This window comes from Rhizobacter sp. P2_H2 (assembly GCF_056403375.1).
Genome location: NZ_JBFUFP010000335.1, coordinates 1 through 5,151, shown reverse-complemented (window position 1 = coordinate 5,151; position 5,151 = coordinate 1). Strand labels below are relative to the sequence as shown.

Annotated in this window: 4 protein-coding genes; 2 read left to right on the top strand and 2 right to left on the bottom strand. The window is 67.8% G+C overall.

The features are described 5' to 3' along the window. The first annotated feature begins 219 nt into the window (after positions 1-219). Complete coding sequence (locus AC1D15_RS17265; protein WP_477826936.1) at positions 220-651, top strand: DUF1841 family protein; 432 nt, start codon at positions 220-222, stop codon at positions 649-651. Positions 652-772: 121 nt separating this feature from the next. After that, positions 773-2,569: a glycosyl hydrolase family 18 protein gene (locus tag AC1D15_RS17260; protein ID WP_477826935.1), complete on the top strand. Its 1,797-nt coding sequence runs from the start codon at positions 773-775 to the stop codon at positions 2,567-2,569. Between the two features lie 13 nt (positions 2,570-2,582). On the opposite strand, the gene AC1D15_RS17255 is transcribed toward AC1D15_RS17260, so the two are convergent. Together AC1D15_RS17255 and AC1D15_RS17250 are read right to left on the bottom strand one after the other, a co-directional pair. Then, on the bottom strand, positions 2,583-3,998 hold the full coding sequence (locus AC1D15_RS17255; protein WP_477826934.1) for an FAD-binding oxidoreductase: 1,416 nt from the start codon (positions 3,996-3,998) through the stop codon (positions 2,583-2,585). Then, positions 3,998-5,151 (bottom strand): ABC transporter substrate-binding protein (locus AC1D15_RS17250; protein ID WP_477826933.1); only part of this gene is annotated, 1,154 nt, incomplete at its 5' end. The genes AC1D15_RS17250 and AC1D15_RS17255, both read right to left, overlap by 1 nt.

Genomic DNA, 5,151 nt, shown 5'->3' with positions numbered 1-5,151 from the left:
GTCTCAACGTTGTGCTCGCCAAGGATCTCAAGCCAGGACATGCGCTTCTTTTGTGATGAGGCAACGGGTGTCGTCAGGGCAGTTCGCGGTGTTTGAAGTGAAGTTCGCATAGGGGATCCGACCGGCAAATCCCTTGAGTGAACATTCCGCCGCAACAGGTTCCACGCCCCCAGCACCCCCACGCCAACCCGGCCGCCGCGGCTCGGCGAAAATCCCCCCATGTTCGCCCCCACCCAGCACGACGTCCGCCGCTTCTTCTGCGAGACCTACCGCAAGCAGCGCGACAGCCTGCCACTGACGCCGATGGAGGCCGTGGCCGCCGACTGGATCGCCGGCCATCCGGAGTACCACGCCGACCTCGCCGATGAAGCAGCGGCGCTGGCCAAGGTCTACGAGGTCGAAGACGGCCGCACCAACCCCTTCCTGCACCTGTCGATGCACCTGTCGATCAGCGAGCAGGTCAGCATCGACCAGCCAACCGGCATCAAGCAGGCGTATGCGCTGCTCGCCGCCAGGCGCGGCTCGGCGCACGAGGCGCAGCACGAGATGATGGAGTGCCTGGGCGAGATGATCTGGGCCTCGCAGCGCAGCGGCCTGCCGCCGGACGGGCACAAGTACATCGACTGCGTGAGGCGCCGCGCGACGCGCTGAACCGCCGGTGAGACCGGCGCGTTACCAACGCTACGGTTTGCTGACAATTGCCAACGCGCAGATCGGTCACCATGGGGCTATGAAAGCCCTTTCAAAACTCCGCCCCTACCGTGCCGGCTTCGTGGCCTCGCTTGCCTGCGTCAGCTTCGCCTGCCTCGTCGCCACCTCGCAGGCCGATGCCGCGCCGTTCGTGCTGGCCTACACCGATGGCCAGCTCGGCCAGTCGTACACCAACCTGCAGGCCCATCACGCGCAGCTGAGCGCCGTCGGCCTCGGCTCGGCCTACAACCTGACGGCCGCCGGCACGGTCGGCACCGAGGGCCTGACGAACACGACGCGCAGCATCATCAGCTTCGCGAAGGGCAAGGGCCTGCCGCTGTACCCGACCGTCTCGGACTACAGCAACGATGCCGGCGGCTTCGACCCGGCGATCTCGAAGGCGGTGCTCGCCAGCGCGGCCAGCCGCGCGAAGGCGGTGACGAACCTGGTGAGCCTCGCCACGGCGAACGGTTTTGCGGGCATCGACATCGACCTCGAGGCGGTGCAGCCGTCGGACAAGGCGAACCACAGCGCGTTCATCGCCGCGCTGGCCGGCGGCCTGCATGCGCAGGGGCTGAAGCTCGTGATCAGCATCCCGCCGAAGACCAGCGACAAGGCGCCGGACTACCTGGGCGGCTACGACTACGCGGCGATCGGTGCGGTGGTCGACTACTTCCAGGTGATGACCTACGACGAGGTCGGCCCCGGCTGGGCCAGCAGCGGCTTCAACGGCGAGGTGTGGCCGGGCCCCGAATCGGGCCTGGACTGGCAGAAGGCGATCCTGTCGTACGCGGTGTCGCGCGTGCCGGCCTCGAAGGTGCTGGCCGGCCTGCCGAGCTACGGCTACGACTACAGCACCGGACAGGTGGTGCACTGGTCGAGCTACCCGTCGGTGCTGGCCTCGCATGCCAATGCGGTGCTGCAGCGCGATGCGGCTTCGGCGACGCCGTACGCCACCTGGGGCACGGTGCGCAAGCAGCCGGATGGCACCGAGTGGAGCAATTCGACCAAGCAGCCGGCACTCTGGTACGACGATGCGCAGAGCATCCAGGCCAAGACTGCGCTGGTGAACGCGTACGGCCTGGCCGGCACCAGCGTGTGGGCGATGGGCTATGAAGACGCGAGTTTCTGGTCGGCGGTGAAGGCCGGGCTGGACAACGGCGCGACGGCGCCRCTGAGCATCGACGCATCGGCCGGCACCGGTGGATCGATCGTGCCGAGCGGCACGGTGCAGGTCGTGCAGGGTCGCAGCCAGGGCTTCAGCATCGTGCCGAACGCCGGCTACGACATCAGCTCGGTGACGGTGGATGGCGCGTCGATCGGTGCGGTGACGAGCTACACCTTCAGCGACGTGCAGGCCGGTCATTCGATCCGCGCCGCGTTCACGGCGCGCGGCGGCAGCGGCGACACGCAGATCGAAGCGAGCGGCAGCGGCCAGGTGTGGACGAAGAACACGACGGCGCTATCGAACGCGAACCGCCAGGCGCGAACCGGCATCAACGACGGCAAGCTGACGACCGGCGTCACGCTGAATGCCGCCGGCGAAGGCGAGACGGGCAAGTGGGAAGCGGCCGGCGTCACGTGGACGGCCGCGAAGGCGGTCTCGAAGGTGACCTTCATCAACGGCGCGATCGACAGCTACGGCAACGGCTATTTCGAATCGGGCGTGAGCCTGCAGTACACGACCGACGGCACGCGCTGGATCGAATCGGGCTGGGCGATCGCGACGCCCTACCCCAACAGCGCAGCGGCCGGCGGCGCGAGCTATGCTTTCAGCGGCACACCGCTGGCGGGCGTGCTGGGCGTGCGGATCTCCGGCAAGACCGGCCCGCAGTCGTGGAGCGCGATCGTCAACGAGGTCCAGGTGACAGGCCACTGAGGGCCGGTTCGGCTCACAGGTAGCGCGCCCACAGGCTGTTGCTGAACTTGCCGTCCGGGTCGACGCTGCGCTTGAAGGCGCGCAGCTGCTGCGCCTGCGGATAGGCCGCATCGAACTGCTCGCGGGTCGCGTGCAGCTGGTACGGCAGGTAGTAGCGGCCCTCGTGCGCCAGCGCCAGGTCGATCAGCTCGCGCGTCCACACCGCGACCGCTTCGCAGGCCGCCGCATCGGTGCGCTGCTTGTAGTACAGGACGAACGAGAACACCTCCTCGGGTGCCCAGGCCATCAGCGACAGCGCGTCGGCCGGCGAATGCCGGATCGACACGTTGAGCGCCTGCACCTGGTGCGCGTTCAACACCTGGCCCAGCCGGCGTGCAAACGGCGCGAAATGCCGCGGCGGAATGAAGTACTCCTGCAGCACGTAGGTCGAGGCGCCGCGGCTGGCCGGTTCGAGCGCGGCCACGTCGAGGCTGGCCTCGTGGTTGCGCCACACCACCGCCGGCCCGTTGAAGCGCAGAGGCTCCACCACCGAGCTGCGCAGCGAGCCGCCACCCGGCAGTTCGGTCATCGCCCACAGCACGCCGCGCTCGAGCCGATAACGCCGGCCGCGCGACACCAACCGGGCCGCCTCCGTCACCGGCTTATCGGTGCGGCGCCAGGTCACCGACACCGGCCGGTCGAAGGTCGGCGGCAGCAGGTCGGCGTTGTGCATCACCGCCGTCGTGTCGTCCCGCACATCGTCGTGGAAGTGCTTCGGATAGTCGTCGAGCGTGAGCACTCGCACGTTGCGCTCCATGCGCACGTTGTCGACCAGGTCGAGCTCCACTTCGGTGATCACGCCGACCGCGCCATAGCCGCCGAGCGCGGCGCGGAACAGCTCGCCGTTCTGCGTTCGATCCGCCTCGACGACGCTGCCGTCGGCCAGCACCAGCTGCAACGCGCGGACCGAGTTGCTGACCGGGCCATTGCCGACATAGCGGCCATGCGCATTCACCGAGACCGAGCCGCCGATCGTGAAGTTGGCATAGCTCTGCATCGTCTGCACCGCGAGCCCGACCGGATCGATCACCTCCTGCAGGTCGCGCCAGCGCAGCCCGGCCTGCACGCGCACGCGACGCTGCGCCACGTCCAGGCTGATGATGCGGTTCATCTGCCGCATGTCGAGCTGCAGCCCGCCGGCCAGCGCAGTCTGCCCGCCCATGCTGTAGCGGCCTCCGCCGACGCTCACGCGGCCGGGCCACGCCCTCAGCTCACGCGCCACCGCCTCGGTGTCCGTCGGCACCGCCACCCGCGCCACCTCGACGGTGTAGAGCGCGGTGACGTTGGCCACCAGCGTGCCCGCAGCGCACAGGCGCGGCCACGCGCCGCCGGCCAGGAAACCGGCACCGGCCAGCGCCTGCACCAGCAGGCGCCGTCGCGACAGCGGCATCACTTGATGGTGATCCAGCGCCACTCCAGCCAGTTGTCGGCCCGATGGACAACATCCACGTTCGCCCGCGCCGCCCACGGAATCACCTGCCGGTGCAACGGGATGTTCAGCACCTGCTCGTTGTGCTGCTTCAGCGCGGCCTTGATCAACTGCTCGCGCTTCTTCGGATCAGGCTCACGGCTCGACGCAGCGGCCAGCTCGTCGAACTTCGCGTCCTTCGAGCCGCCCATGTTCCACGCGCCAATGCCACCCTCGCCGCGGCTGCGCAGCACCGGCGTGAACGTCGTCTCCGCATCGGTGATCGAGCCGCCCCAGCCCAGCATGTACATCGACGTGTCGTACTTCTGCACCTTCGGAAAGTAAGTCGCGCGCGGCATCGCGTTGACGCGGATCTTCACGTTCAGCTTGGCCCACATCGACGCGAGCGTCTGGCAGATCTCCTCGTCGTTGATGTAGCGGTTGTTCGGGCAGTCCAGCGTCACCTCGAAGCCCTGTGCATAGCCGGCATCGGCCATCAGCTTCTTCGCGGACTCCAGGTCGAAGGGCAGGCGCTTTTCCAGTTCGGGATCGTTGTAGGCGCCGAGCGCCGATGACGTGATGCCGCCGGTGGGCACGGCCTGTCCGCGCATCAGCTTGGTCTTGATGGTCTCGATGTCGATCGCCTGGTACAAGGCCTTGCGCACGCGCAGGTCCTTGAAGGGGTTCTTGCCCTTGACGCTGCCGTACAGCAGCTCGTCGCGGCTCTGGTCCATGCCGATGAACACGATGCGGTTCTCCGGCCCGTCGATCACCTTCACCGTCGGCGTGCTGCGCAAGCGCGCCACGTCCTGCGGGGCCGGGTCGAGCACGAAGTCGACCTCACCCGACAGCAGCGCCGCCACCCGCGTGGGGTCGCTCTTGATCGGGGTGTACACCACCTCCTGCACGTTGCCTTCGAACTTGCCCCACCACGCGGGRTTGCGCTTGTAGACGGTCTTCACGTCCGGCGCGCGCGAGACCAGCATGTATGGGCCGGTGCCGTTCGCGTTGAACGACGCGTAGCTCTCTTCCTTGTTCTTGAAGTCCAGCGGCTTCACGACCTTGTTCTTCTCGCACCAGGCCTTGCTCATGATCTGCACCAGCGTCGCGTGCTGCAGGAAGATCGGGTTCACCG